Below are 25488 nucleotides of genomic sequence, written 5' to 3'. Positions count from 1 at the left end.
ACGCTTCAAAGGACTTTGCATGAGCGAGCAAACCAAGGTTTCGCGCAGCGAACAGATACTGCAGGCGCTGGCACAGATGCTTGAAAACAACCCGGGCCAGCGCATCACCACCGCGTCCCTGGCGCGGGAGGTCGGTGTCTCCGAAGCCGCCCTGTACCGGCATTTTCCCAGCAAGGCGCGCATGTTCGAGGGCCTGATCAGCTTTATCGAAGACACCCTGTTTTCCCGCGTGACCCTGATCCTGGACTCCGACCACGGCGCCATCCGCCAGTGTGAACAGATACTCACCCTGGTGCTGGCTTTCGTGGAGCGCAACCCCGGCATGGCCCGCATTCTCACCGGCGATGCCCTGGCCGGTGAAACCGACCGCCTGCGCGCCCGCGTGCACCAGGTGTTCGAGCGCCTCGAAACCCAGCTGCGCCAGATCCTGCGCGAAGCCGAGATTCGTGAGGGCCTGCGCACCCACACCACCGCGGGCGCCACCGCAAACCTGATGCTGGCCACCATCGAGGGGCGCATTCGCCAGTTCGTGCGCAGCGAATTCCGCCAGCGCCCGACCGAACTCTGGCCCGATCAGTGGCCGCGCCTGGCCACCGGTCTGTTCCGACCGGCGGCTTGAACAGCCTGGCGACTCACGGGAACCGGGACAGACCAGCGGCAGTTCTGGGTCCTGTCCCGTCCCGCCACCTGAAACAGCCGCGACCATGACGCCCGAACTGCTGCTCGAGCATTTAGGCCTCTTCGTGCTGTCCTTGCTGGCCAACGGTCTCTCCGCCCTTGCCGGTGGCGGAGCCGGCCTGCTGCAACTGCCGGTCCTGCTGTTTCTGGGACTGAGCTTCAGCGTGGCACTGGCAACTCACGAAAACTGGAACAGACCTGTGGAAGCACTGGATTCTCAGTCAGTTTCGCCCTACCAACTGAAACAGCCGCGACCATGACGCCCGAACTGCTGCTCGAGCATTTAGGCCTCTTCGTGCTGTCCTTGCTGGCCAACGGTCTCTCCGCCCTTGCCGGTGGCGGAGCCGGCCTGCTGCAACTGCCGGTCCTGCTGTTTCTGGGACTGAGCTTCAGCGTGGCACTGGCAACTCACGAAAACTGGAACAGACCTGTGGAAGCACTGGATTCTCAGTCAGTTTCGCCCTACCAACTGAAACAGCCGCGACCATGACGCCCGAACTGCTGCTCGAGCATTTAGGCCTCTTCGTGCTGTCCTTGCTGGCCAACGGTCTCTCCGCCCTTGCCGGTGGCGGAGCCGGCCTGCTGCAACTGCCGGTCCTGCTGTTTCTGGGACTGAGCTTCAGCGTGGCACTGGCAACCCATAAAATTGCCAGTGTGGCCCTGGGGCTGGGCGCAACCCTGCGCCACCTGCGTGAAGGTCACCTGGATCCGCGTTTCTGCGGCTATATTCTGGCCTGCGGCCTGCCCGGGGTGGTGCTCGGCGCCTGGAGCGTTCTCAAGCTGCCGGAAGCCTGGACCCTGCTCGCACTCGGCCTGCTCACCTGTGCATTGGGTATCTATTCAAGCTGCAAGAAGCAGCTGGGGATGACATTCGCACCCCGCAATCGGGACCGTCGCGGGCTTGTTATCGGCGGCATCGGCCTGCTGCTGATCGGTATCCTCAACGGCTCCCTGACCTCCGGTACAGGCCTGTTCGTCACCCTCTGGCTGGTGCGCTGGTTCGGTTTCGACTACCAGCGCGCCGTCAGCTACGTGCTGGTGCTGGTCGGGCTGTTCTGGAACGGCATGGGGGCACTTACGATCAGCCTGCAGCAGGCGCCCCAGTGGCCCTGGCTGTCGGCACTGCTGCTCGGCGCACTGATCGGCGCCTACTTGGGGGCTCACCTGTCCATCGCCCGGGGCAACAAGCTGGTGAAGCGCGCCTTCGAGACCCTGACCATCCTGGTGGGCATCAAGCTGACCGCCGATGCACTGACGCTGCTGCAACTGGTCCCGCACAGCCGCTAGCCATGCCGTATCCAGCCCCTGCACGGAGCCGGCCCCACCAACGCAAAACGCGTAAAAGTACAACAGACTGTTCGATTTTTACCCTGTATCGGCCTGCACCAAAATGGCACAATTGCGGTTTTCCCCGGTGCCTCGAAACCGCCAAGCGCCATCGACTCCCTGGCGGGGCCCTTGCTCGAGCAGCGTTCGATATTTCCCCCGGAGACATGGATGACAGTACTCAAAGGCCCGTTTGACGGACGCAGGTGGCCATTTTTTATCGCCACCCTGGCGCTGCTGCTGGCCGCCGGTAACCTGCGTGGCGGCCTGGTCGTCGTCGGCCCCCTGGTGGCCGACATTCGGGCCAGCCTGGCGTTGTCCGCCAGCGAATTCAGCCTGCTGACGACCCTGCCGCTGATCTGCTTCGGCCTGGTTTCCATCTGCGTACCGGCCCTGGCCCGGCGTATTCGTGCACCGCTACTGGTGATCATCGCCTTGCTGCTGATCGCCGCAGGGGCCGGGCTGCGCACCACCAGCCTGCTCAGCCTGGTACTCACGGGCACCCTGTTGCTGGGCAGTGCCATTGCCTTGCTCAATGTGCTGATTCCGGGGCTGGTAAAGGGCTATTTCCCGCGCCAGATTGGCCTGATGACCGGGCTCTACTCGGTCGCCCTGAGCCTCGGGGCCGGTTTCGGGGTTTACCTGGCCATACCGCTGCGCGACGCCTTCGACGCCTGGCAGGCGCCCTTGCTGTTCTGGGCTCTATTGCCGCTGCTGTGCCTGCCGCTGTGGCTGTACATGCTGCGGGTACGCACCCAGGAGGCGCCAGGACCCAGCACACGGGTCACGCTCTGGCGCGACCCAACAGCCTGGGCCCTGACTGTTTTCATGGGCCTACAGTCCTTTTTCTTTTACTCCATCGCCACCTGGCTGCCCAAGATCCTGATGGATGCAGGCCTGGCAGACGAAGCTGCCGGCTTTGCTACCTCCATGATCAGCCTGGCCGGCATCCCTGCCAACCTGCTGACCCCCATGATCGCCGCCCGCATGAAAGACCAGCGCCCGCTGGCCCTGGCGGTATTCCTGCTCGGCGGCGCGGGCCTGTGTGGCCTCTGGCTGGCACCCACGGCATCCCCCATTCTGTGGGCCGCCTTGCTGGGGCTCAGTGGCTCGGCCTCCCTGAGCTTTGCGCTGGCGCTCTTTGGCCTGCGCACCCAAAGCCATGTTGAAGCGACCAGCCTGTCCGCCATGGCGCAGTCCATCGGCTACCTGCTCGCCGCCTTCGGCCCCATGACCCTGGGGCTGATCAATGACCAGATGGGCAACTGGAGCCTGGCCCTGCAGCTGCTTGTGCTGCTGCAGCTGATACAGCTGGGCTGTGGCTGGTACGCCGGCCGGCCCGGGTTTGTCAGCGCCGACAGTGCGCGCCGCGCCCCGATCTAAGCACCAGCATCCACGCCTTGCCGCACCCGAACTCCCGGTTTACCCCACCGGACCTGCCTCCGCCGCAGGTCCGGTTGCACCCGGTGCAGACCCTTGCCCGGGCTTATCGGTGGCCTCGACTGTCGAAGTCGGCAATCCTGACTGATACTTAGCGGGCCCACTGGATAACAAAGCCGAGAGCCATGGATCTGAACTCCGCACACCCCAGCCCTATCGAAGCCGACCTGCAGGCCCTGATCAGCGCCCACCATACCGGCACCGAGGCCACCCAGCTGCAGCGCCTGTGCAACCATGTTTTCCACCCGCAGGCCGACAGTGCCACCAGCGACCCCGGCATGACAGCACAGGATCGCTACGGCGCCCTGCTCGATATCTGGCACAGCCTGCAGCGGCGCGACCCGCAACAAACCCTGGTGCGGGCCTATAACCCGGATCCGCAGCGCAACCATTGGCACAGTTCCCACAGCATTATTGAAATCGTGATGGACGACATGCCCTTTATCGTCGCCAGCTGCGCCACGGAGCTCGCGCGTCAGGGCCTGGGCATTCACCGCCAGGTCTACCCGATTTACCGTGCCGAACGGGACGACCAGGGCCGGCTGCTGCAGTATTGCGAGAACAGCGGCGGTCCCGTTCCGGCCGGCCAGTGCATCGAAACCCTGGTGCGTTTTGAGATCGACCGCCAGACCAGCGCCGAAGTCCTGGCGCATATTGAATCGCGCCTGCAACAGGTTCTGCTCGATGTGCGCTATACGGTGGAAGACTGGAAGCCCCTGTTGGCGCGGGTCGAGGAAGCCGCGAGCTGGTGCGAGCAAAGTGAGGTCTGCAACCGGTGCGAGGACAACCAGGAGGCCGTGGCACTGCTGCGCTGGATGGCCAGCGGCAACTTCCTGTTTGTCGGCTTTCGCTTCTACCGGGTCGAGTCCATCGCGGGCAAGCGCTACCGACTGACGTATGAAGAAGGCAGCGGCCTGGGCTGCTTCCGCGACCCCGTCTCCGATGCCCAGCGCACCCTGGAGCTGGACGACCATTTCAGCCGACAGCTCGAAGCCCCCCAGGTGCTGGTGCTGACCAAATCGTCCACCCGCTCCACTGTGCAGCAACAGGCCCACTTCGATTACATTGGCGTCAAGAAAACCACCCCGACGGGCGAAGTGATCGGTGAGTGGCGTTTTTTCGGCCTCTATTCCAGCAAGGCTTACGACACTCCCATTACCCAGATCCCGCGCATCCGCCAGCATGTGCAACGCCTGCTGGATGCTTCGGGCATGCCGGACGACACCCACGGCTACAAGGCACTGCGCCATATCATCTATGGCTACCCGCGGGACGAGCTGCTGCAGGCCAGTTACGACCAGCTGCACGACACCATCCATGGCATGCTGGAGTGCGTCGAGCAGCGTCGTTTTGGCGTCTTCCTGCGTCCCGACAGCTATGGCCGCTTTATCAATGTCATGATGCTGGTGCCGCGAGACCAGTACACCACTAACGTGCGCATCCGCGTACAGGACATACTGCTGCGACAACTGCAGGGCCACAGTGCCGAATACAGCGTGCGCCTGAGCGAGCAGCCGCTGGCCATGATCCAGTTCAGCATTCACTGCAAGCAGGCCCATCGCCAGGAATACAGCCTCGCGCAGCTGCGCGGCCTGATCGCCGATGCCATCCAGAGCTGGCAGGACAAGCTGCACCAGGCCCTGCAGGACGCCTTCGATGAAGCCGAAGCCAATCGCCTGTTCGAGCGCTTCGGTCCCCTGTTCCCCGCCGCCTACCGCGAAAACCACAGCCCTCGCACGGCGGTGGCGGACATCCGCGAGCTCAACGCCCTGCAGGCCGCCCTCACCACCCAGCTGTACCGCCTTGATACGGGACCCGTGCGCTTCAAGGTCCTGGGGCGCGGCCACAGCCTGGCGCTGTCCGATGTACTGCCGATTCTGGAGCATCTCGGTGTCCGGGTACTGGATGCAACGCCCTACGTCATTGGCGGCGAGGCCGATCAGGCCTTCTGGATCATCGACTTTCGCCTGGACAGCGAGACCGAATTCGACCTTGGCAACGCCAGTCTGCGCGAGCAGTTCCAGCAGAGTTTTATCCGCACCTATTACGGCGAACTGGAGGATGACCGCTTCAACCAGCTGATTCTGGGGGCCGGCATCTCCTACCACCAGGTCACGCTGCTGCGCGCGCTGTGCAAGTACCTGCTGCAACTGGGACTGCCGTTTAGCCAGCACTATATCGAGCAGGCGCTGTGCCGCAATCCGGATATCTGCCTGCAGCTGCTGGCCCTGTTCCAGGCCCGCTTCGACCCCGAAGCGCCGCCCAGCAGCCAGGCACTGGGGCAGCTCGTTGGCGCCGATATCCTGGCGGCACTGGAGAACGTCGAGAATCTCGATGAAGACCGCATCCTGCGCCATTACCTGGGCGTCGTGAATGCCATGCTGCGTACCAACTACTACCAGGCCGACGACGAGCGGGAAAAGGGCTACCTGTCTTTCAAGCTCAATACCCGCGCCCTGAGCTTCGCCCCGGAACCGCGCCCGGCCTTCGAGATTTTCGTCTACGCCCCCTGGGTTGAAGGGGTACACCTGCGCGCCGGTCCCATCGCCCGCGGCGGCCTGCGCTGGTCGGATCGGCGCGAGGATTTCCGTACCGAAGTACTGGGACTGGTAAAAGCCCAGATGGTCAAGAACTCGGTGATCGTGCCGGTCGGCGCCAAGGGCGGCTTCGTCCCCAAGCAGTTGCCGCCCGGAGGCGATCGCAACGCCATCCAGGCCGAGGTGGTCCGCTGCTACGAGACCTTTATTCGCGGTCTGCTCGACATCACCGACAACCGCGTCGGCGATGATATCGTCTCGCCGGACAGCGTTGTCTGCCACGACGGCCCGGACCCCTACCTGGTGGTTGCCGCCGACAAGGGCACCGCCACCTTCTCCGATATCGCCAACCGCATCAGCGCCGAATACGGTTTCTGGCTCGGCGATGCCTTTGCATCCGGGGGCAGCAATGGCTATGACCACAAGAAGATGGGCATCACCGCCCGGGGTGGCTGGGAATCGGTCAAGCGCCTGTTCCGCGAGCAGAACCGCAACTGCCAGAGCGAGGATTTCAGCGTCGTCGGCATCGGCGACATGGCCGGAGATGTCTTCGGTAACGGTATGCTGCTGTCGCGCCATATCTGCCTGGTGGCCGCCTTCAACCACCAGCATATATTTATCGACCCGACACCCAACGCCGATGCCAGCTGGCCGGAGCGCAAGCGCCTGTTCGAGCTGCCAGGCTCCAGCTGGTCCGACTATGACCAGAGCCTGGTTTCGGCCGGTGGCGGGCTCTACAAGCGCAGTGCCAAGCATATCGACCTCAGCCCCGAAGCCCAGGCAGCCCTTGGCACCGAACAGACCCGCTTTACCCCCAACGAACTGATCCGGGTCCTTCTCAAGGCGCCGCTGGACCTGCTGTGGAATGGTGGCATTGGCACCTATATCAAGGCCAGCGGCGAAACCCACGAGCAGGTGGGGGATCGCAACAACGACAACCTGCGCGTCGATGCCAATGAACTGCGGGTCAAGGTGATCGGCGAGGGCGGCAACCTGGGCCTGACCCAGCGGGCCCGCATCGAGTTCGCGCGCCAGGGCGGCCTGATCAACACCGATGCCATCGACAATGCCGGTGGAGTCGACTCGTCCGACCACGAGGTCAACCTCAAGATCCTGCTCGACCAGCAGGTACTCGCCGGAACGCTCGGCGCGGACGAGCGCAACCCGCTGCTCGAAAGCATGACCGAGGACATCGCCCGCCTGGTGCTGCGTCACAGCTACGGCCAGTGCCAGATTCTCAGCGCCGCCAACCAGGTGGCGCCAAAGCGCATCAACGACCACCGGCGCCTGATCCAGCTGCTGGAAAAGGCCGGCCGCCTCAATCGCAAGCTGGAGTACCTGCCAAGCGACGAGCAACTGGATGAGCTCGCCCGTAACGGTCAGGGGCTGACAAGGCCCGAAATTGCCGTGTTGCTGTCCTACAGCAAACTGTGGCTGTGTGACCAGCTGATCGAAGACGGTATCGGCGAGGATGCCTGGCTCGCCAGGGAGTTGCACAACTACTTCCCGCCCGCGATTCAGCAGCGCTTTGGTGACGCCCTGGCGCAGCACCCGCTGCATGCCCAGCTGACCGCCACCCACAGTACCAACCTGATCTGCAACCGCATGGGCTCGACGCTGGTCAGCTACCTGCAGGGCGAAGCCCACTGCAGTGCGCTGGATGCCTTGCGCGCCTGGGTGGTCGCCCATCAGCTGCTGGATATGCCTGCCATCTGGCGCGAGCTCGAATGCTTTGAATACCAGCTGGACGACAGCCTGTTCCGCCGCCAGCTGCTGCGCATCCATTCGCTGCTCGAACGCACCAGCCTCTGGCTGCTGCGCACCCATGGCAACAGGCTGGATATCGCCGACCTGCTGACCCGCTACGGCAGTAGCGTCACCGAAGCCAGTACCGTCCTGGTGCCCTACCTCGACAGCACGGAGCAGGCGCGCCTGCAGCAGGACAGCCAGGCCCTGCAGGACGCAGGACTGCCCGCCGCCCTGGCCCTGCGCCTGGCGGGCCTGTCCAACCTGTCCCGCGGGCTGGAAATCGTGGCGCTGTGCCTCAAAAGCGACCAGGACAGCAAGACCGCCAGTCGTGTCTACTTCACCCTGGAGCAACACCTGGAACTGAGTCCGCTGCGCAAAATGATCCTCGCGCTGCCGGAACGCGACCTCTGGCAGCGCAAGGCGCGCCGTGCCCTGTCGCTGGAAGTCGATGGTGCCCTATTTCAGGCGTGCGCGGCAGTACTCAGCGGCATCAAAAACTGCGATGATCTGGATCAGCGCCTGCAAAGCTGGCAGACCCAGAGCGGGCCCATCCTGCAACACCTGCAGCAGCTGTTTAGTGAAATACGCAGCAGCGACACACCGGACCTGCCCATGCTGTCCGTCGTCGTGCGGGAACTGAGCAACCTGCGCAACATTTAATGGAATACGAGGACAGACATGAGCAATAACCCGGTCAACCGGCAAACCTTTGATGACGTCATGGTGCCCAACTACGCGCCCCAGGCCATAGTGCCGGTGCGTGGCAAAGGCTCGCACCTGTGGGACCAGGAAGGCCGCGACTATATAGACCTGGCCGGCGGCATTGCGGTCAACCTGCTGGGGCACTGCCACCCGGAGCTGGTGCAGACCCTGAAAGACCAGGCCGACAGCCTCTGGCACCTGAGCAACGTCTACACCAACGAGCCGGCACTGACACTGGCCCAAAAGCTGACACAGCAGACCTTAGCCGAGCGGGTTTTCTTCGCCAACTCCGGCGCCGAAGCCAACGAGGCCGCCTTCAAGCTGGCGCGCAAATACGCCTATGACCATGTCGGCCCGCAGAAGCACGAAATTATCGCCTTCGAACAGTCCTTCCACGGCCGCACCCTGTTTACCGTCAGCGTTGGTGGCCAGCCCAAATACCGCCAGGGCTTTGAACCGGCCCCCGGCGGCATTACCCATGTGCCCTACAACGACCTGGAGGCTCTGCGGGCGGTGATTTCCGAGCGCACCTGCGCCGTGGTCATGGAACCCATTCTCGGCGAGGGCGGCATCATCCCGGCCACCGCGGAGTTTGCCCAGGCGGTACGTGCCCTGTGCGACGAGCACAAGGCCCTGCTGATTTACGATGAAATACAGACCGGCGTTGGCCGCACCGGCAACCTGTTCGCCTATATGGACATGGGCGTAACGCCGGACATTCTCACCAGTGCCAAGGGGCTGGGCGGCGGCTTCCCGATCGGCGCCATGCTGACCACCGCCAGAATCGCCGAGAGCTTTGGCTTTGGTGCCCACGGCAGCACCTTTGGCGGCAACCCGCTGGGCTGTGCGGTTGCCGGTAAGGTACTGGACATTGTCAGCGATCCCGCGCTGCTGGCCGATGTAAAGCGCAAGCACGCGCTCTTCAAAGACGCGCTGCAGCGCATCGGCGACAGGCTGGGGATCTTCAAGCAGGTCCGCGGCGCAGGCCTCCTGATCGGTGCCGAACTGGTCGACCAGTGGCATGGCAAGGCCGGCGAGTTTCTCGCCGCCGCCCGCGAACAGGGCCTACTCATCCTGATGGCCGGCCCCAATGTGCTGCGCTTCACGCCCTCGCTGATTATTCCCGACGAGGACATCGGCGCCGCCATGACAAAGCTGGAAACGGCCATCGAGCAGGTGCTGGCCAAACAGTAGCAATGACATCCAGGGCAGCCCTTCAAGGCTGCCCTTTTTGCAGGGGGAATCATCATGACACCGAACCCCGCCTACCGCCCCTGGCTCGACTGGCTCGACAGCCAGCAAGACGCCATGCTGGCCCAGACCCTCGAACTGGCAGCGATCAACTCGGGCAGCCTTAATGCCACCGGCGTGAACCTGGTACGGGAAACCTTGCAGCGTTACTGCAGCGTGCTCGGCGGCGACATGGAGGTCGTGCCGGTGGCGCCCTTCTCGGTCATCACCGAAACGGGCGAACAGCGCCAGTTTGCCCTTGGCGATGCCCTGCGTGTTCGCAAACGCCCCGAGGCGCCACTGCAGGTTTTCTTCTGTGGCCACATGGATACGGTGTTCGCGGCGGATCATGCGTTTCAGTCCGTGCGCAAGCTCGATGACAACACCCTCAACGGCCCCGGCGTGGCCGACCTGAAGGGCGGGCTGGCGGTCATGCTCAGGGCTATCGAAGCGCTGGAGCGCAGTCCCTTCGCCGCAAGGATTGGCTGGGAAATCCTGTTCAATCCGGACGAGGAGATCGGCTCACCCGGCTCCGCCGCGCTGATCAGTGCTGCCGCCAGTCGCTGCCATCTGGGCCTGATCTACGAACCCTGCATGCCGGACGGCAGCCTGGCGGGCGCCCGCAAGGGCAGCGGCAACTTCAGCGTGACCGTCCAGGGACGCGCCGCCCATGCCGGGCGTGAGCATCAGCTGGGGCGCAATGCCGTGCGCGCCCTGTGCGACTTCGTCAGTGACCTGGATGACCTGAACGGCAAGCGCGAAGGCGTGACCATCAACCCCGGCTTCATTCATGGCGGCGGCGCCGTGAACGTGGTGCCCGACCAGGCCATGTGTCGCTTCAATATCCGCCTCGAAAAAGCCGACGATGAGGCCTGGTGCCTGGCACAGCTGGAACGCCTGGGCGCCGGCATCAACGCCCGTGATGGCCTGAGCCTGCAGCTGCACGGTGGCTTCGGTCGCAAGCCCAAACCGCTGTCCCGGGCCAATACCGCGCTGTTCGAACTGGCCCGCGACTGCGGCGAACAGCTGGGCATGTCACTGGACTGGAAACCCACCGGGGGCTGCTGTGACGGCAACAACCTCGCGGCGGCCGGCGTGCCAAACATCGATACCCTGGGCGTGCAGGGCGGCAAGATCCACAGCAGCGAAGAATACATGCTGATCTCCAGCCTGGGCGAGCGCGCCAAGCTCAGCACCCTGATCCTGCTGCAGCTGGCCGAGGGTGCGCTCGACGAACACTGGACGCGGCTCTGAACCGCAGCCCCAACAGAAGGAGGGATTCCATGACCGCCTGCGAAGCCAACTTTGATGGCCTGGTCGGGCCGACCCACAACTACAGCGGCCTGTCGTTTGGCAATATCGCCTCGGGCCAGAACCAGGCCCAGGCCTCCAACCCCAGGCTCGCCGCCAAACAGGGCCTGGTGAAGATGAAGGCCCTGCACGACCTGGGGCTGGTGCAGGGCGTGCTTGCCCCCCAGGAAAGACCCGATGTGCATACGCTGCGCCGGCTGGGATTCAGCGGGTCCGACGCCCAGGTACTGCGCCAGGCCGCACAGCATGCTCCGCGCATCCTGGCGGCCTGCTGTTCGGCCTCCAGCATGTGGACGGCCAACGCCGCGACGGTCTCACCCAGTGCCGATACCGAGGATAGCCGGGTGCATTTCACGCCGGCCAACCTTACCAACAAGTTCCACCGCTCCATCGAACAGGAGACAACCGGGCGCATTCTGGCGGCCACCTTCGCCAATGAACGTCATTTCAGACACCATAGCGCCCTGCCCGGCGCCGAGCATTTTGGCGATGAAGGCGCGGCCAACCATACGCGCTTCTGTCACGACTATGGCCAGCGCGGCATCGAGTTTTTCGTATTCGGACGCCATGCCTTCGACGGCCAGCAGCCGGCACCCCGGAAGTTTCCCGCACGCCACACCTTCGAGGCCTCCCAGGCTATCGTGCGCAAGCACCGGCTCAGCACCCCGCATGTCGTCTATGCGCAGCAAAATCCGGAGGTGATCGACCAGGGCGTGTTCCACAACGATGTGATCGCCGTCGGCAACCGCAACCTGCTGTTCTGCCATGAGCAGGCCTTCCTGGACCAGACCGGCGTCAAGCAGCAGCTGCACCGGGCCATGCAGGGGGATTTCCGCGTTATCGAAGTGCCCACCCAGGCCGTCACGGTACAGCAGGCGGTGCAGTCCTACCTGTTCAACAGCCAGCTGCTGACCCTGCCCGATGGCCGCACCCTGCTGGTCATACCGCAGGAAAGCCGGAACATCGCGCCGGTCTGGCAATACCTGCAGGCACTGCTGGCCCAGCGTGACAGTGGCATCGATGAATTGAAGATTTTTGACCTGAAACAGAGCATGAGCAACGGTGGCGGCCCCGCCTGCCTGCGCCTGCGCGTGGTACTGAACGCGGCCGAACGGTCCGCGGTTAACCCTAACACCCTGATGAACGAGCCGCTGTTCACCATGCTCAATACCTGGGTGGATACGCACTACCGCGACCGGCTGGCAGAAGAGGACCTGGCCGACCCCCTGCTGCTAGAGGAATCCCGCAGCGCGCTGGATGAACTGACCCGCATTCTGCAACTGGGTTCGGTGTATCCGTTCCAGCGTTAGCCTGTGCCCCAATGGCGCCGGTGCACCTTGATGAGCCGCCTGTCATCGGCATCAAGGCGGGCAAAGTCCGCCTGCTGGCCAAGGAACGCCGACACCGTCAGGCGCTGGATGCCCAGCTCGTCCAGCAGCGGCAGCGCCGCGTGCAGGTAGTCCAGCGTCACGCGGTGAGGGTGGCCGATCAGCAGGGCTGAACCATACTCCCGGGCGATCTGCAGGCCACGGCGGAACTGGCGATGCACGAACTCCGGCGTCTGTTCGTGATCCAGAAAGACATCGCGCATCAAGGCCGGTACGCCCCGCTCCCGTGCCACCTGCCAGGCCAGGGTGTCGGCGGTGGTGCGGCTATCGACAAACCAGAGTCCGCGTTCAAGCAATACCTCCATCACCCACTCCATCGGCTGGCGGCTGGACGTCAGCAGGCTGCCCATGTGGTTGTTCACGCCCACGACATGGGGAATGGCATCAAGATCCGCCCGCAGCACACGCTGCAGCTCGGCCCTGGATAGATCGGGGGTCAGGGCGCCGGGCCCCAGCGCCAGCTGCTGGCTGTTGGCCATGGGCGCATGCAGCATGACACCCTTGCCGAGGGCGTGCGCCTCCCGAGCCAGGGTACTGCCGTGGGTGGAGTGGGGAAGAATGGCGCAGTCGATGGGCCCGGGGAGGGCCAGGGTATTGCGTCCGGCGCTGAGGCTGTGACCGACATCGTCGATCACCAGCAACAGCCGCGGCTGCTCGATGCTGCCGGCACCCGCCCCCCGTGCCAACGCCGGCAAGGCCGGCAAGGCCGCGGCGCCAGACAGGGCCGCGAGACTGGCAAGCAGCCGGCGTCGGCGCATCAGCCCTGCTTGAGCGGGGGCTGCAGGATCACCAGCGCCTTGAGCAGGTTCAGCGCTTCAAACAGCTGGAAATCCTGTTCCACCAGCTTGGCATTCGCGCCGGTTGCCGTCCTGGCGGCACCAGTGCCATTTTCCAGGTGCCCGCTGAGGTCGCTTTCCTTGACCCGGCCACCGTTATCCAGGTTCCGCACTTCGGCTTCCTCCACCCGGATGTCCGGCACGATACCCTGGGCCTGGATGGAGCGGCCGCTGGGGGTGAAATAGCGTGCGGTGGTGAGCTTGACCGCCCGTTCCGCTGTCAGCGGCAAAATCGTCTGTACCGACCCCTTGCCGAAACTGTCGGTCCCCAGCACCAGGCCGCGCTTGTGATCCTGCAGGGCACCGGCCACGATTTCAGATGCCGAGGCTGAGCCTGCGTTGATGAGTACCACCATGGGCACCTTGGGCGCCACCGTGGCGGCGCTGGCATTGAAGCGCAGTTCGGAGTTGGCCAGGCGGCCTTCGGTGTACACGATCAGGCCCTCGTCGATAAAGGCATCACTCACCTCCACCGCCGCCTGCAGCACACCGCCGGGGTTATTGCGCAGGTCCAGCACCAGGCCACGCAGCGGCCCGCTGTTTTGCAGTGACCCGATGGCCTTGGCCAGCTCCGTGCCCGTATTGACCTGGAACTGCGAGACCCGCAGGTAGCCGTAGCCGGATTCAAGCACCCGGTGCTTGACGCTGGCAACCTTGATGCGGTCACGCAGCAGTTTGATCTCGAAGGGTTTTTCAATGCCTTCACGCACAATCGTCAGGACGATGGGCTCGTTCGGCTTGCCGCGCATCAGCGCCACCGCCTCGTTCAGCGACAGCCCCTGTACCGGGGTATCGTCGAGCTTCACGATCAGGTCGCCCGCCTTGACGCCGCCCCGCTGGGCCGGTGTGTCATCGATGGGGGCAATCACGCGGATAAAGCCATCCTGCAGCCCAACCTCCAGCCCCAGGCCACCGAACTCGCCGCTGGTGTATTCCTGCAGGTCCTGGTAGGCGTCGGGTTCGAGGTAGGCGGAATGGGGGTCGAGACCGGAGATCATGCCGCGAATGGCATCTTCCAGCAGCTCGGCATCATCCACCGGTTCGACATAGGCCGTCTTGATGCGCTCGAAAACTTCGGCAAACAGGCGCAACTCCTCCAGCGGCAAGGTGGCCGCCTCGGCCAGCATGTCTTCACTGCCCAGTTCCGATGCATCATCCGCAAGTTCCGATGAATCATCCGCGAAAACCGGCACCGCAAGAAAGACAGACAGCAACAAGGCGCCGAACATCCTGTTCAGCCTCTCCGGTGCACGTGTCAACAACTTCATAACAGCATCCTTATTCAGTCACACCGCAATTGATCATTTGGCCCGATAAAGCGGCCCTGGCGCTAGCGCCCCGCCAGCCAGCGGGCCGGGTCCGTCGGTTTGCCATTAAAACGGACCGCAAAATACAGACTGGGCTCAGTATAGCCGCCACTGTTGCCCACGGTCGCCACCGCGTCCCCGGCATCGACCCAGGCGCCCGGCTCCTTTAGCAGCCGCTGGTTGTGGCCATACAGGCTCATGTAGCCGCCACCATGATCAATAATCAGCAACAGACCATAGCCACGCAGCCAGTCCGAGAATACCACCCGGCCACGATGTACCGCACGCACTTCACGCCCGGCCTGGGCGGCGATCAGCAGGCCATCGTAGCTGACACCGGAGTCGTTATTGCCAAAGGCCCGCACCAGGCGCCCGTCCACCGGCCAGGACAGCTTGCCCTTGAGATCCGGCAACGAACGCGCCTGACGGGCCATTTGGGCCGCCTTGAGCGCCTTTTCAATCTGCGCCAGTACCGACTCCAGCTGCTTGCGATCGGCGTCCAGCCCCTTGAGCTTGTCCTGCTTGGAATCGATGGAGCTGGCAAGCCGGGCCAGGGTGGTCTTGCGTTCTTCACGCACCACCACCAGGCGCTGCTGCCGGCTTTCAAGCTCGGTGCGCCTTGCCAGCAGCTCGGCCTGGGTATCATCCAGCGCCGACTCGGTGCTTTCCAGCGCCGCCAGCTGCTGCTGGTACAGGGTCAGCTGTGCCACCAGCTCGGCATTGATGAGATCAAAGTAATGCAGCATGCGATCGATCTGTGCCGGATCGCGCTGATTGAGTAGCAGCTGCAGGCGCGGCTGACCACCCAGGCGGTACTGCTTGCGCAGCTGGCGCTGAAGCTGATCAGTGCTGGCTGCAAGGGATGCGCGCAGGCTGTCGCGCCGCTGCTCCAGGTCACCGGCGCGGCTGCCGAGCTGGCCCAGCTGCCGTTCCAGTTCCGCCAGCTGGTTGCCCAGCTGGCCGATCTCGGCTTCGCTGTCGCGCAGGCTCTGCTGCAGTGTCTTGCGCTCGCCCTGCTGCTGCTTGATCGAGCCCTGCAGGGCACCAATGTCCTTTTGCAGGCGCTGAATCTGCGCCTCGGTCGCCTGTTTGTCCGCTGCCAGCAGCAGGCTGCCCGGCAGGATCAGCAACAACAGCAATAGTATGCGCGTCATGGGATGGGATTCCTGGGGCTGCCCGCGGGCAACCCCGCCAGGGTCAGTTCCCTTTTACCAGGGACTTGCCGGTCATTTCCCGTGGCTGTTCCAGACCCATCAGGGCCAGCAGCGTGGGCGCCAGGTCGCAGAGGGCACCGTTGTCCAGGCGTATATCCCCGGCACGGGGACCGTCGTAGACCAGCGCCACCGGCCAGTTGGTATGGGCCGTATGGGGCTGTCCGGTCTTGGGATTGACCATCAGTTCGACGTTGCCGTGATCGGCGGTAATCAGGGTTTCACCGCCGACCTCACGCATGGCCTGCAGGATCTGGCGCACACTGTCGTCGAGCACTTCGCAGGCCTTGACCGCCGCATCGAACTTGCCGGTATGACCCACCATGTCGCCATTGGCCAGGTTGCAGACGATAAGGTCGTACTTGCCGCTGCGTGCCGCTGCGCACAGTTTCTCGGTGACTTCAGGCGCGCTCATTTCCGGCTTGAGGTCGTAGGTCGCCACATCGGGGGACGGCACCAGGATGCGATCCTCGCCCGGGTAGACTTCCTCGCGTCCGCCATTGAAGAAGAAGGTCACGTGGGCGTATTTCTCGGTCTCGGAAATGCGCAGCTGCGTCTTGCCAAGGCCAGACAGGTATTCACCCAGGTCGTTGCTGATGGTGGCCGGCGGATAGGCACAGGCGCAGTCGATGGAGGCGGCGTATTCGGTCATCATCACGTATTCGGCCAGGGCCGGATGCGCACTGCGGCCAAAGCCATCGAAGTCGCGGTCAACGAAGGCACGGGTAATTTCCCGGGACCGGTCAGGGCGAAAGTTGGCGCAGATCACTGCATCGCCATCCGCAACGGTGCCCAGTGCCTGGCCGGTGGCGTCGGTCAGTACCGTGGCCTGCACAAACTCGTCGTTTTCGCCGCGCTCGTAGGCAGCGGCCAGCGCCGCCTGGGCGGACTCGAATCGCTGCGGCGCCTCACCCTGCGTCATGGCATCGTAGGCGACCTGAACGCGGTCCCAGCGGTTATCCCGGTCCATCGCGTAGTAACGCCCCACCAGGGTGGCGATCGCACCGGTACCGATCTCGGCCAGCTTGGCCTCAACGCGGGCAATGGAGGGTTCGGCCGAGCGCGGCGGCATGTCCCGGCCATCCAGCACGCCGTGCAGGTAGACTGACTTGGCGCCGCGCGCAGCCGCCATTTCCAGCAGCGCCAGCAAGTGTTCTTCATGACTGTGCACACCACCGGGCGACAGCAGGCCCAGCACATGCACGGCCTTGCCAGCGGCGATCGCCTTGTCCATCGCTGCGCACAGCACCGGGTTTTCAAAGAAATCACCGTCGCTGATGGCTTTCGAAATGCGGGTGAAGTTCTGATATACGGTACGGCCGGCACCGATATTCATGTGCCCCACTTCGGAGTTGCCCATCTGACCCTCAGGCAGACCCACCGCCAGGCCCGAGGTTTCAATACGGGAATTCGGATTATTTGCCAGCAGCTGATCCCAGGTCGGGGTCTGTGCGGCTTCGATGGCGGAGGATGCTGTGTGCTCGATGCCGAAGCCGTCGAGAATGATCAGTGCTTTGGGGATACGAGTGGCAGTCATGGAAGTTCTGATGTCCGGATCAGGTTGGCGAAGCGGCCATTTTACTGCGAATCAGCCCTTTTTGCGACTGCACAACGCAGCGCCAGCGGCCATTCGCGGCGAACATCATCCTTCCCCTTATGCCGCCGCAGTGAGCATTGTATACTTAGCCGCTAATTTTCAACGCAATTGCAAATATCAGGCTCGCGCAGTTGCGAAATCAGGCGTAGTTAACGGAATTCACGATGGAAAACCTGTTCGAATTTGTTGCCAACCACCCTTACCTGATCGCCGCCTGGGTACTCACCCTGGCCATGCTGCTCTGGAACGAAAGCCGCAAGTCCGGCACCTCTGTCACCCCCAACGAGGCCGTCATGCTGATCAACAAGCAGGACGCCGTTGTCGTCGACATCCGAGCCAAGAAAGAATGGACCACCGGTCACATTACCGATGCGATCAACCTGCCTGTTGCTGAACTGGACAACCGCATCGGCGAGCTGAACAAGTACAAGTCACGGCCGATCATCGTCGTCTGCAACCTGGGCCAGACCGCCGGCAGCGCCAGCAAGAAACTGACCGCCGCCGGTTTTGAACAGGTTACCCGCCTCAGCGGCGGCATGACCGAATGGAAAGGCCAGAACCTGCCGATAATCAAGTGAGCCCCATGACCGATATCCTCATCTATACCACCGCCTGGTGCCCGTTCTGCATTCGCGCCAAGATGCTGCTCGATGGCAAGGGCGCGGTCTATACGGAAATCAATGTTGACAAGGAACCGGCCAAGCGTGCCGAAATGATGCAGCGCAGCCGTCAGCGCACCGTGCCGCAGATCTTTATCGGTGAAAACCATATCGGCGGTTGCGACGATCTTTACTCCCTGGAACGCCAGGGCAAGCTCGACGCACTGCTGGCCTGAACAGCCGGGCGGCGCCTTGCCTCCCTGCCGCCCGGGTACAACAAGACACTGACCCCGTTTTGATGGCAGTGAACCCACGCTTACAGAAGGAGCAAACAACATGGCTGAAGAAAACGCACAGAACGGCGCACAGCAAGCAACAGGACCGCAGTTTTCAGTACAGCGGATCTACCTGAAAGATGTCTCTCTGGAAGCCCCGGGCACACCGGCCATCTTCACCTCGGCGTGGAAGCCTGAGATCAACCTGGACCTGAACACCCGCACCCGCACCCTGGGCGAGAATCACTATGAAGTGATCCTGACCCTGACCGTGACGGCCAAGAACGACGGCAACAACGCCTTCCTGATCGAAATCCAGCAGGCCGGCATCTTCCAGATCGCAGGTCTGGCCGAAGCCGAACTGAACCACACCCTGGGTGCCTTCTGCCCCAACATCCTGTTCCCCTACGCCCGCGAATCCGTTGACAGCCTGGCCACCAAAGCCAGCTTCCCGGCCCTGATGCTGGCACCGGTCAACTTCGATGCGCTGTACGCACAGCAGATGCAGCAGAAAGCCGCCCAGGCCGCCGAAGGCGAAACCCAGGCGCACTAAGCCTCTTTCGCAGCGGTAAAAAAAGGGACTGACGCTCAAGGCGTCAGTCCCTTTTTCATGCAGCTCTGCTTAATTTTTCCCGGACACTTCGGCTGCTAATACTGCGGCGCAGCCCGCTCGGTCAGGCACTCGTCGGCGCCCATCTCGAACTCGCGGCAGATCAGTGGCCGGTTTTCGTAGATGGTGCACAGCATGGTGTTACGATCCACCGCCAGGCACCAGCCATCATCCCCCTGCGCCATGGTCTCGCCGCCCCAGTCGTCGTACTCGATAAAGCGCTCGGGCACTCCGGTATCGGTCAGCAGCATGACGGTCAGGCGGCAGCAGCGCGCGGCGCAGCTGGCGCAGGTCACGTCACTTCCTTGTTCAGGCAGATTGATCAGCTCTATGGTCATCCAGCAGTCACCAGCTTGTCGGGCGCCAAGCATAACGCTTTTGCGCCCGCACGGCATCTAACGGGCCAATCAGGCGTGTGCCAACAGCCCCTCAGCCCTTCGCCGCGTCACAGGCTTCGCTGTATCGGCTGCAGAAGGCTTCCAGCATGGCGGCATGCTGCAGCGCCCGGCTGTCGGTCCCCTGGGGGGTTACCAGCATAAGCCCGATGGGCAGCGCCATCTCCAGGGTCTTGAACGGAACGGAAACGGCACAGCTGTCGAGATAGTTGAAGACGTTGGTATTGCGCAATGCCATCCGGTTGGCGGTATGGAAGACACTACTGTCCATGCTGAGGGCTGCAATGCTCGGCGGCAGAATGGGCACCGTCGGCAGGAAGACCGCATCCAGCCCCTGGCACTCATCAGCGAAGCACTGCTACAGCTGCTCGCGGGGTGCGAGCCGCTGCAGGTAGGCCCAGGCCGGCACCTCAACACCCGCACTCAGGCGTTCGCGTACAAAGGGATCGTACAGCTCGGCCTGCTGCTCCAGCTGTCGAACAGATCCTTGATGCTCAGGGGGATACCGGCCAGGGCACCCTGCTGCTCGGGTGGCGTCGACGAAACCGCAGGATTGCCCACGCACACATAGGTGCTGGAGACGATATCCGGTATCTGCTCGACACGCTCGTTCAGCGCAGCAAGCAGTTCGGTGGGCAAAGAATCGCCCCGCTGGAAGGCGGCTTCGGCGTCGGCCATACGCCGCTGCACAGGAGGGCGTCGCCAAAAGGCGGCAGCATGGTTCTGGCTCATGACAATACCTTACTTGACGACGGGCAGCGACCGGGTCTGGTAGTGGTGGCTGAGCGTGCATCCCAGCACCGGATCGACCAGGCTCATGGAGAATGAACCGCTTGGACGGATACCGCCAATGGCCGGCACAGTGCCACACAGCAGGGCGGTACCGGGCAGGATACCCTGCTCATCCTGCAAATCCGCCGGCAGGCGGGCCAGCAGGGTTGGAATATCCAGCAGCTCGGCCAGAGTACCCTGCTGGTACTCCACCTGCTGGCCGTTTTCCTCGGTTTCGCTGCGCAGAATCAGCTGATCCCAGTGCCCGGCCACATCTTCATAGCGCCAGGCCTGGTGGGCCAGGGGCTTGATGCAAAGCTGTTTTGAGAACGCCACGCTGTAGCTTTCCAGTTCACGGTCGGTATGGTCAGACGTGAGACTGATCCAGAGACGACGTTGTTCATCAACGATCAGGCAGACTTCGGCTTCGCCGGAACTGCTGCCCCTGGCACCTGGAGACCTTATGTCTGCACCAGCTGGGTCGGATCGCAACGGTAGAACAGGGGCGTCGCGGATGGCGGCGCCACAGCCAGAGCAGCCAGCTCTTCAATATGTTCCTGCACGTGGGCCTGGTCACTGCCAGCCCAACCGGCAATCGCCAGGGAGCGGATGGCAATGCTGTGATTTCGGCCGTCAATATTAAGCGTCAACATGGGGGACTCCTGGTTCAAATAGAGCTGGGTAGCGACAGGGCAATATCCGGGAAGGCAATAAGCAGCAATGCCAGCAACAGCATCGCAACGAACTAAGGCAGGGTGCCCAGCACCACATCACTGAATGGTTCGGCACGTCATACGGCCTGAACGATATAAAGGTTCAGCCCCACCGGCGACGTAATCAGGGCCATTTCAACAAAGATAATTAGAATGACGCCGAACCACACCTTGTCGAAACCAAACCCGAACAGCATGGGTGCCATCAGCGGAATGGTGATCACCCCCAGCGACAGGATTTCAATAAAGAAGCCCAGAGTTCCCGCAGCGTTTCAAGACGCTGGACTTCATCGGGTGGCATCCGGGGCGTCTTCATTGGGCATATTCCCTTGCTCTATGGTGAGTACCAACATAGCAAAAGCCCGCAAAACCGCTCGAAACCAGCGCTAACGTCATTATAAAAAATGATTTACAAACAAATATTTACAGCACATCCAACACAGGCCCCGCGACATCTTTGACGCCTGAAAAGCACTGCCGGCAAGACCTGTGCTGTTATTCTCTGCAACCGTAAAACAACATCAGGGCGCATCACCCTGCTCCAGCTGATGCACCAGATCCATAATCTGTTCAAGCGCCGGGCCCGAGTCCAGCATCTGCTGCGGCGTCATGCCCTCCAGTCCCATATGCGGGCTGTTGAGCCACGCCTGAGCTTCCTGCCTGCTGCCAAAGTAACCTGTGGCGGCCTCCAGCAGCCGTTGCCGTGCATCTTCCTGAACCATTGCTGTCACCCCGCTAGCGAATTCATCATCAGCGCCGTGAACTAAGTATAGAGACAGCAGCGCCAACCGTTGGATTAGCGGGCAATCAGTTCCCGCCACTGCGTCAGCACCACGCCGCCTGAACGGCTACCCGTGCCGGGACTGCTGCAATCCCCGGCATCCATGTCCCACAGGGTCTGGCCGGTGGCATTCAAGAGCTCCCGGGCATCGGACAGCTTGTCGCAATCATAGACATAGTCCGAGGTACCGCCGCCATTGGTGTCAAAGGCCAGGTCATTGCCCGAAAACGTCCAGGTCGCCTGGCTGGTATCGACATCGGCAATAAACAGGGAACCCGCCAGGCCGCCGTTACCACCACCACCCACGGCGAAGGTACCTCCCAGTACAATAATCAGACCATCCCAGCTTGGCGTACCCTGGTAGGACAGGTCGCCATACACCACCATGACACCGGCGCCGGTCTCGCTGCCCTTGAGCGCCAGGTCGTCCTTGACCACCGTTATTTTCATATCGCTACTGGAGCCCAGATCCCCGGTATTCACATCCCCTTCGGCGTTGTAAACCCGCGCATCGGGGCTAGTCTCGATAGCCTCCACCAGCGCCTGCAGGCCCGGTGCAGTGCTCCAGGTTTCGGGAAAGTCAGCCGTTTCCACGCCGCCGATGTAGTTGTCAATCCGGTCCGACGGGATGGCTCCCAGAATGCCATCGCGATAGCTGTCGGTGGAGGCGGTGATCGCAGGTCCCCCGTTACCATCAACCTGGAAGGCGTTGGAGCTGGGAGTATCGAAGGTCACCACATTACCGACGAAATTAATCGTGCCGCCGAGGCCACCACCGCGCAATGCCTCGTTTTGCAGCACGAACTCGATGTCCCGCGACGCGCCCGTTTCCTGCTGAAGCCCGCTGCTTCTGAAGGTTACCTCATCGGTGCCGCACACCACAGCGGTGACGGTATAGCTGGCGCTGCCGTAGGCCACCGCGGACATGCCCGGCAAGGCCCCGTTCACGACACAGCTGTAACTGCTCCAGTTCGAGACGAGGTAGTCCTGCGCCTTGCTGGCACCGGCCTCCGCCGCCAGGAAAGCCTGTAGCTGTGCCCTGGAGTTGCTGCTCTTGCGCTCGTCCAGCAGGGTCGTGTTCATCATCGAAAGGCCCGCGATCGCCATCACGATCATGATGACCATGCCAACGATCAAGGCAGAACCCTGTTCGCGCAAGGGGCCTGGGCTGGAGTTGTATTTCATTCGCCACATCCTGTGATAATGGGCAGCGAGTTATTTCCAGCAAGCATTCCCTGCACTGGACCCCCGGCTGCCGGTGTGAGTAAGGGTAAGGTCGCCGCACTGGCTATCCTGGAAATTGGGCTCTGCGGTCAGCGTATAACTGGTCGCTGCGGCAGAAATGCTCAGGCTGTAATAGCCACTCTGGCTGTCAACGGAAGCCGTTGGACAAGACGCGCCGACATAGGAGAAACCTTCGGTAAAACAGCGCTCAAGTTGCGTCGACAGGCTCATCAATGCCACCTGGCCTTCACTGCGCTTGGAGTCCCGCACGTAACGTACATAGGAAGGCACCGCGAAGGACGCGATAATGCCAACGATCACCACCACGATCATGACTTCGATCAGGGTAAAGCCGTTTTTTCTGTTGTTGCCTTGCTGCATATTGTTGCCTTACAAGTCCTTGTTCTCAATCGTTACCGATGACGCGCCCGCGCAATCAAGCGTGAAAGATGCTGTTACGGTATTGCCCTGTTGTGCCGTGAGTACGATATAAGCCCCCTCCTCGTAGGCACCGCCACTGCACGAGTAGGTTGGATTTTTATTTGCCCCGCTATTGCTACAGGATCCTGAGGACAAACCACCGACCGTCATGTTGATGGACGCATGCTTGTGGAAAACAGACCCGCTTATCGACACCGAACAGCTGGCCACAGGATCCGGATCGCCACCGCCGTCATCCGGGTCGCCATCGTCACCCGGATCCGTAGCACCGCCATCCCCGTCGCCCCCGGTATCACCTCCAGTGTCGCCGCCGTCATCTGCGCCGTTGTCGCCATCGCCGGAATCATCGTCATCGTCGCTGCCGGCAGCAGGCGCCGTGGTAATGCCCGCCACGGCGTTGAGCAGCGGGTTGCGCAGTGCGATGGTGGAGCTGATACTGCGCTCGCCAAAGTGCAGCTCGGAGCCATTATCCTGCGGATCATTGAGCGCCAACTCGATTCGCAGCGCCCAGATATTGTCCTGGGCCAGGCTGGCGATGCCGCTCTGGTCCATGTACTGCAGGCTGCCGTCGCTCGGATCGCCAACACCGAAGGCCACATCCATGCCGGCAATGCCGTCCACCAGCGCCTGGGGCGTTGCACTGTCGCGGCGATAGACCAGTTCGTTGTCCGCATTGACCCAGTATTCCACCGTGGCACCATCGCCTTCTGCACTCAGCACCCAGGCGTTGGCATGATCGCTATCGTCCATCTGGGAAAAACTGAGCCAGCTGGTCGAAGTGGCATTGAGACCGGTCAGGCGCAGCTCCCGACGCATCAGTTCGAAGGACACCCGGGCATTCTCGGATATGGCCGCCATGCTGGCCTGGCTCACCAGCGCCGAACGACTCATCATCAGTGCCTGCACCACCCCCAGGACCAGCACCAGGCCAATCAGCAGCGATACCATCAGTTCGATCAGCGACATGCCACCTTGTCTGGCTCGCATTTGCGGGTGCTCCCTGTGGATCATGGGGTCAGGCGGTAACTGAAACCGCGGCTGTCGATACTGCGCTGGTTGTTCGATCCGGACACGCGCTCCTGCCAGTTCAGGTCCACCTGGTAGTCGCCCCCCGTACTGCTGATCGCAGCCGAGACAAAGAGGCCGCCGAACAGGTCAATATTGGCACTGCACCACTGCGACAGATCCCAGTTCACGACCTGGGATGCGGCACAGCTGGCAGTGCCGCAATCCTGCACCGCCGCCGGTACCGCCACCGAGGCCGCACCGGAACCCAGCCCAACACACTGAGTGCCGTCCAGAACATAGGCATCCGCCGCCGCCCAGGGGTTGGCGCGAATACGCTCATCCATATCGGCCGCCTGAATCGATGCCAGCGAGCGCAGGTAGGTGTTGTGGCTGATTGACAGGCTCTGGGCATACATGGCGCCAAGCCCCAGCAAGCCAATCGAAAATACCAGCAGGGTAATCAGCACCTCGATCATCGAGAAGCCCGCAGCGCGGGCGGGGCCTGACTCGAAAATACGCGAAGGGAAGCTAGCAGCCTGTCGGGCTTGGCCGGTCGTAGCGAGGGAAAGTCCGTTTTGAGGCAGTTTTTGAGCTCTTTTGAGGAGAATAGTGGTTCTATTTGACAATAAAGAGTACGGAAAATGACCAAAGCCGACTTTCCCGCAGTAGATCAGTGTTAAGTCCAACAGGCTGCTAGGCACCACAGCCTCCCCAGGAGGCCGACTTGACCTTGCCGGTAGCGTAGAGCGTCATTTCGCGCCCGCTGCTGCCGCGGGTGCTGCACAGGCGGAACGTCTGGGCCGTGGAGGTGCCCGCCCCGGAAAAGCTCAGTGTCGTGCAGGCACCCACGCAGCTCAGACTGACACCGGTCAGCCCCTCCAGCCGCCGCAGCTGCTCGGCACTCAGCATTACCGACAGGCCATTGGCCCAGTCGCCCCCGGATACCGGTGCCACGGTCACAACGGCGTTACGCTTGACCGCTTCACTCTGGGCAAACTGAATCGCATCCACCAGGCTCGACTGGCCCCGGTCCATGCGCGAATCTTCCAGCACATAACTGAACGAAGGCACGCCGATGGTCAGCAAAATGGCGGCTATCGACAGGGTTACCAGCAGTTCGATCAGTGTAAAGCCGCCGGCTGTGCGGTTTTGCCGCAGCCGGTCACAGGTAGCATGAAACGGGTACATCTGAATGGCTCATCCCTGATGCTAGGAGACCGCTCCGCCGGATACCTGACGGTTAAGACAAGAAGGCCGTAGAGTAGCAAACTCGGAATGCATTTGCCGGGCTGATAGCACTTATTTTGATCGGTTAATCAACTATTGGAAAAAAGCCTACCGGCAGCAGCCTGCACAGGA

At 62.4% G+C, this 25488-nt stretch carries 28 protein-coding genes; 12 read left to right on the top strand and 16 right to left on the bottom strand.

What is annotated here, in order from left to right; genetic code table 11:
• Positions 1 to 19 precede the first annotated feature (19 nt).
• The 9 genes from slmA (at position 20) to astB (ending at position 12283) form a co-directional block, all read left to right on the top strand.
• Entirely contained in the window at positions 20 to 619 is a 600-nt protein-coding gene (gene slmA / locus KDW95_RS18760; RefSeq protein WP_255853304.1) for a nucleoid occlusion factor SlmA, read from the top strand.
• A gap of 85 nt (positions 620 to 704) precedes the next feature.
• Positions 705 to 938, top strand: a complete 234-nt coding sequence (locus KDW95_RS18755; protein WP_304941562.1) for a hypothetical protein — start codon at positions 705 to 707, stop codon at positions 936 to 938.
• Positions 935 to 1168, top strand: a complete 234-nt coding sequence (locus tag KDW95_RS18750; protein WP_304941562.1) for a hypothetical protein — start codon at positions 935 to 937, stop codon at positions 1166 to 1168. Before KDW95_RS18755 ends, KDW95_RS18750 begins: the two co-directional genes overlap by 4 nt.
• On the top strand, positions 1165 to 1965 hold the full coding sequence (locus KDW95_RS18745; protein ID WP_255853303.1) for a sulfite exporter TauE/SafE family protein: 801 nt from the start codon (positions 1165 to 1167) through the stop codon (positions 1963 to 1965). Before KDW95_RS18750 ends, KDW95_RS18745 begins: the two co-directional genes overlap by 4 nt.
• Positions 1966 to 2175: 210 nt before the next feature.
• Positions 2176 to 3387 (top strand): MFS transporter, encoded by a 1212-nt coding sequence (locus tag KDW95_RS18740; RefSeq protein ID WP_255853302.1) that lies wholly within the window; start codon positions 2176 to 2178, stop codon positions 3385 to 3387.
• Between the two features lie 182 nt (positions 3388 to 3569).
• Positions 3570 to 8390, top strand: a complete 4821-nt coding sequence (locus tag KDW95_RS18735; RefSeq protein ID WP_255853301.1) for an NAD-glutamate dehydrogenase — start codon at positions 3570 to 3572, stop codon at positions 8388 to 8390.
• 18 nt (positions 8391 to 8408) lie between these two features.
• Complete coding sequence (locus KDW95_RS18730) at positions 8409 to 9626, top strand: aspartate aminotransferase family protein (protein WP_255853300.1); 1218 nt, start codon at positions 8409 to 8411, stop codon at positions 9624 to 9626.
• A 54-nt stretch (positions 9627 to 9680) separates the two neighbouring features.
• Complete coding sequence (locus KDW95_RS18725; protein WP_255853299.1) at positions 9681 to 10916, top strand: hydrolase; 1236 nt, start codon at positions 9681 to 9683, stop codon at positions 10914 to 10916.
• 29 nt (positions 10917 to 10945) lie between these two features.
• Positions 10946 to 12283: an N-succinylarginine dihydrolase gene (gene astB / locus KDW95_RS18720; protein ID WP_255853298.1), complete on the top strand. Its 1338-nt coding sequence runs from the start codon at positions 10946 to 10948 to the stop codon at positions 12281 to 12283.
• On the opposite strand, the gene KDW95_RS18715 is transcribed toward astB, so the two are convergent.
• From KDW95_RS18715 to gpmI, 4 genes are all read right to left on the bottom strand, one after another.
• Entirely contained in the window at positions 12280 to 13119 is an 840-nt protein-coding gene (locus KDW95_RS18715; protein ID WP_255853297.1) for a divergent polysaccharide deacetylase family protein, read from the bottom strand. The genes astB and KDW95_RS18715 overlap by 4 nt on opposite strands.
• On the bottom strand, positions 13119 to 14465 hold the full coding sequence (locus KDW95_RS18710) for a S41 family peptidase (protein WP_255853296.1): 1347 nt from the start codon (positions 14463 to 14465) through the stop codon (positions 13119 to 13121). Before KDW95_RS18710 ends, KDW95_RS18715 begins: the two co-directional genes overlap by 1 nt.
• A 62-nt stretch (positions 14466 to 14527) precedes the next feature.
• Positions 14528 to 15658, bottom strand: a complete 1131-nt coding sequence (locus tag KDW95_RS18705; RefSeq protein ID WP_255853295.1) for a murein hydrolase activator EnvC family protein — start codon at positions 15656 to 15658, stop codon at positions 14528 to 14530.
• A gap of 43 nt (positions 15659 to 15701) precedes the next feature.
• Complete coding sequence (gene gpmI, locus KDW95_RS18700) at positions 15702 to 17252, bottom strand: 2,3-bisphosphoglycerate-independent phosphoglycerate mutase (RefSeq protein WP_255853294.1); 1551 nt, start codon at positions 17250 to 17252, stop codon at positions 15702 to 15704.
• Between the two features lie 224 nt (positions 17253 to 17476).
• On the opposite strand from gpmI, the gene KDW95_RS18695 reads away from it, so the two are divergent.
• The 3 genes from KDW95_RS18695 to secB all read left to right on the top strand — a co-directional run bounded on the left by KDW95_RS18695 (position 17477) and on the right by secB (position 18739).
• A complete protein-coding gene (locus KDW95_RS18695; protein WP_255853293.1) occupies positions 17477 to 17890 on the top strand; it encodes a rhodanese-like domain-containing protein in 414 nt (137 codons plus the stop codon).
• Positions 17891 to 17895: 5 nt separating this feature from the next.
• Positions 17896 to 18147, top strand: coding sequence for a glutaredoxin 3 (gene grxC, locus KDW95_RS18690; protein ID WP_255853292.1), 252 nt, complete (start codon positions 17896 to 17898; stop codon positions 18145 to 18147).
• A gap of 100 nt (positions 18148 to 18247) precedes the next feature.
• Entirely contained in the window at positions 18248 to 18739 is a 492-nt protein-coding gene (gene secB, locus KDW95_RS18685) for a protein-export chaperone SecB (RefSeq protein ID WP_255853291.1), read from the top strand.
• A 95-nt stretch (positions 18740 to 18834) separates the two neighbouring features.
• On the opposite strand, the gene KDW95_RS18680 is transcribed toward secB, so the two are convergent.
• The 12 genes from KDW95_RS18680 to KDW95_RS18625 form a co-directional block, all read right to left on the bottom strand.
• Positions 18835 to 19134, bottom strand: coding sequence for a YkgJ family cysteine cluster protein (locus KDW95_RS18680; protein WP_255853290.1), 300 nt, complete (start codon positions 19132 to 19134; stop codon positions 18835 to 18837).
• Between the two features lie 91 nt (positions 19135 to 19225).
• Complete coding sequence (locus KDW95_RS18675) at positions 19226 to 19462, bottom strand: hypothetical protein (RefSeq protein ID WP_255853289.1); 237 nt, start codon at positions 19460 to 19462, stop codon at positions 19226 to 19228.
• A 152-nt stretch (positions 19463 to 19614) separates the two neighbouring features.
• Positions 19615 to 19923 (bottom strand): hypothetical protein, encoded by a 309-nt coding sequence (locus KDW95_RS18670; protein WP_255853288.1) that lies wholly within the window; start codon positions 19921 to 19923, stop codon positions 19615 to 19617.
• A gap of 9 nt (positions 19924 to 19932) precedes the next feature.
• Positions 19933 to 20454 (bottom strand): DUF2848 family protein, encoded by a 522-nt coding sequence (locus KDW95_RS18665; RefSeq protein WP_255853287.1) that lies wholly within the window; start codon positions 20452 to 20454, stop codon positions 19933 to 19935.
• A complete protein-coding gene (locus KDW95_RS18660) occupies positions 20424 to 20615 on the bottom strand; it encodes a DUF2848 family protein (protein WP_255853286.1) in 192 nt (63 codons plus the stop codon). The genes KDW95_RS18665 and KDW95_RS18660 overlap by 31 nt, the downstream gene beginning before the upstream one ends.
• Positions 20616 to 20752: 137 nt before the next feature.
• Complete coding sequence (locus KDW95_RS18655) at positions 20753 to 20899, bottom strand: TRAP transporter large permease subunit (protein WP_255853285.1); 147 nt, start codon at positions 20897 to 20899, stop codon at positions 20753 to 20755.
• A gap of 297 nt (positions 20900 to 21196) precedes the next feature.
• A complete protein-coding gene (locus tag KDW95_RS18650; protein WP_255853284.1) occupies positions 21197 to 21397 on the bottom strand; it encodes an MbcA/ParS/Xre antitoxin family protein in 201 nt (66 codons plus the stop codon).
• 74 nt (positions 21398 to 21471) lie between these two features.
• On the bottom strand, positions 21472 to 22641 hold the full coding sequence (locus KDW95_RS18645; RefSeq protein ID WP_255853283.1) for a pilus assembly PilX family protein: 1170 nt from the start codon (positions 22639 to 22641) through the stop codon (positions 21472 to 21474).
• A 30-nt stretch (positions 22642 to 22671) separates the two neighbouring features.
• On the bottom strand, positions 22672 to 23061 hold the full coding sequence (locus tag KDW95_RS18640; protein ID WP_255853282.1) for a type IV pilin protein: 390 nt from the start codon (positions 23059 to 23061) through the stop codon (positions 22672 to 22674).
• A gap of 9 nt (positions 23062 to 23070) precedes the next feature.
• Positions 23071 to 24108 (bottom strand): PilW family protein, encoded by a 1038-nt coding sequence (locus KDW95_RS18635; protein WP_255853281.1) that lies wholly within the window; start codon positions 24106 to 24108, stop codon positions 23071 to 23073.
• Between the two features lie 20 nt (positions 24109 to 24128).
• Entirely contained in the window at positions 24129 to 24605 is a 477-nt protein-coding gene (pilV, locus tag KDW95_RS18630; protein ID WP_255853280.1) for a type IV pilus modification protein PilV, read from the bottom strand.
• Positions 24606 to 24822: 217 nt separating this feature from the next.
• On the bottom strand, positions 24823 to 25317 hold the full coding sequence (locus tag KDW95_RS18625; RefSeq protein ID WP_255853279.1) for a GspH/FimT family pseudopilin: 495 nt from the start codon (positions 25315 to 25317) through the stop codon (positions 24823 to 24825).
• Positions 25318 to 25488: the final 171 nt, after the last annotated feature.

This window comes from Marinobacterium rhizophilum, from assembly GCF_024397915.1.
GTDB classification, from domain to species: Bacteria; Pseudomonadota; Gammaproteobacteria; order Pseudomonadales; family Balneatricaceae; genus Marinobacterium_A; species Marinobacterium_A rhizophilum_A.
The sequence above is the reverse complement of the archived record's forward strand: the minus strand, read 5'-3'. Positions and strand labels throughout refer to the sequence as shown.

Bases quoted from the DNA above. Each gene is read 5' to 3' on its own strand.
- slmA (WP_255853304.1), top strand. From the start codon at position 20: ATGAGCGAGCAAACCAAGGTTTCGCGCAGCGAACAGATACTGCAGGCG.
- KDW95_RS18755 (WP_304941562.1), top strand. From the start codon at position 705: ATGACGCCCGAACTGCTGCTCGAGCATTTAGGCCTCTTCGTGCTGTCC.
- KDW95_RS18750 (WP_304941562.1), top strand. From the start codon at position 935: ATGACGCCCGAACTGCTGCTCGAGCATTTAGGCCTCTTCGTGCTGTCC.
- KDW95_RS18745 (WP_255853303.1), top strand. From the start codon at position 1,165: ATGACGCCCGAACTGCTGCTCGAGCATTTAGGCCTCTTCGTGCTGTCC.
- KDW95_RS18740 (WP_255853302.1), top strand. From the start codon at position 2,176: ATGACAGTACTCAAAGGCCCGTTTGACGGACGCAGGTGGCCATTTTTT.
- KDW95_RS18735 (WP_255853301.1), top strand. From the start codon at position 3,570: ATGGATCTGAACTCCGCACACCCCAGCCCTATCGAAGCCGACCTGCAG.
- KDW95_RS18730 (WP_255853300.1), top strand. From the start codon at position 8,409: ATGAGCAATAACCCGGTCAACCGGCAAACCTTTGATGACGTCATGGTG.
- KDW95_RS18725 (WP_255853299.1), top strand. From the start codon at position 9,681: ATGACACCGAACCCCGCCTACCGCCCCTGGCTCGACTGGCTCGACAGC.
- astB (WP_255853298.1), top strand. From the start codon at position 10,946: ATGACCGCCTGCGAAGCCAACTTTGATGGCCTGGTCGGGCCGACCCAC.
- KDW95_RS18715 (WP_255853297.1), bottom strand. From the start codon at position 13,119: ATGCGCCGACGCCGGCTGCTTGCCAGTCTCGCGGCCCTGTCTGGCGCC.
- KDW95_RS18710 (WP_255853296.1), bottom strand. From the start codon at position 14,465: ATGAAGTTGTTGACACGTGCACCGGAGAGGCTGAACAGGATGTTCGGC.
- KDW95_RS18705 (WP_255853295.1), bottom strand. From the start codon at position 15,658: ATGACGCGCATACTATTGCTGTTGTTGCTGATCCTGCCGGGCAGCCTG.
- gpmI (WP_255853294.1), bottom strand. From the start codon at position 17,252: ATGACTGCCACTCGTATCCCCAAAGCACTGATCATTCTCGACGGCTTC.
- KDW95_RS18695 (WP_255853293.1), top strand. From the start codon at position 17,477: ATGGAAAACCTGTTCGAATTTGTTGCCAACCACCCTTACCTGATCGCC.
- grxC (WP_255853292.1), top strand. From the start codon at position 17,896: ATGACCGATATCCTCATCTATACCACCGCCTGGTGCCCGTTCTGCATT.
- secB (WP_255853291.1), top strand. From the start codon at position 18,248: ATGGCTGAAGAAAACGCACAGAACGGCGCACAGCAAGCAACAGGACCG.
- KDW95_RS18680 (WP_255853290.1), bottom strand. From the start codon at position 19,134: ATGACCATAGAGCTGATCAATCTGCCTGAACAAGGAAGTGACGTGACC.
- KDW95_RS18675 (WP_255853289.1), bottom strand. From the start codon at position 19,462: ATGGACAGTAGTGTCTTCCATACCGCCAACCGGATGGCATTGCGCAAT.
- KDW95_RS18670 (WP_255853288.1), bottom strand. From the start codon at position 19,923: ATGAGCCAGAACCATGCTGCCGCCTTTTGGCGACGCCCTCCTGTGCAG.
- KDW95_RS18660 (WP_255853286.1), bottom strand. From the start codon at position 20,615: ATGTTGACGCTTAATATTGACGGCCGAAATCACAGCATTGCCATCCGC.
- KDW95_RS18650 (WP_255853284.1), bottom strand. From the start codon at position 21,397: ATGGTTCAGGAAGATGCACGGCAACGGCTGCTGGAGGCCGCCACAGGT.
- KDW95_RS18645 (WP_255853283.1), bottom strand. From the start codon at position 22,641: ATGAAATACAACTCCAGCCCAGGCCCCTTGCGCGAACAGGGTTCTGCC.
- KDW95_RS18640 (WP_255853282.1), bottom strand. From the start codon at position 23,061: ATGCAGCAAGGCAACAACAGAAAAAACGGCTTTACCCTGATCGAAGTC.
- KDW95_RS18635 (WP_255853281.1), bottom strand. From the start codon at position 24,108: ATGCGAGCCAGACAAGGTGGCATGTCGCTGATCGAACTGATGGTATCG.
- pilV (WP_255853280.1), bottom strand. From the start codon at position 24,605: ATGATCGAGGTGCTGATTACCCTGCTGGTATTTTCGATTGGCTTGCTG.
- KDW95_RS18625 (WP_255853279.1), bottom strand. From the start codon at position 25,317: ATGTACCCGTTTCATGCTACCTGTGACCGGCTGCGGCAAAACCGCACA.